This window comes from Allocoprococcus comes, from assembly GCF_013300725.1.
Taxonomy (GTDB): Bacteria; Bacillota; Clostridia; order Lachnospirales; family Lachnospiraceae; genus Allocoprococcus; species Allocoprococcus comes_A.
Map to the genome: position 1 here is coordinate 1 of NZ_JAAIMM010000123.1, position 339 is coordinate 339.

Here is a 339-nt window from a genome sequence, read left to right on the forward strand (position 1 = left end):
GTGTTAAGACTGCTCTTGCTCCATCCTCTGCTAATACACCGGAACATTCTCCTTTATATTTGTGGACACCGCATTGTCTGGTGTTCAGGCTTCTGCATTCTTCCGTTACCACCGGCGGCGGTGAAAGATCGACAAAGTGCAGCGTTCCCTGTTGAACACCTGTTGTCAGGGTATGTGCAATCTGGTGTCCGACTCTTCCTCTCCTGCTGTTGAGATTCGCATAGCCCAGATCGATGCTGTCCCCTTCTCTTGCAAGTTTGTAGCCGAGTTTTGTATTCTCTTTGATTGGAACACCTACATCATATAATCCTGTCTTGCCGCCCATTCCACCTGCCTGTG

The 339-nt window shown here is 49.3% G+C and carries 1 pseudogene; it reads right to left on the reverse strand.

Annotated elements, in window-relative coordinates:
* Nucleotides 1–339: pseudogene (locus G4407_RS16355) on the reverse strand (DNA (cytosine-5-)-methyltransferase); the annotation flags it as partial.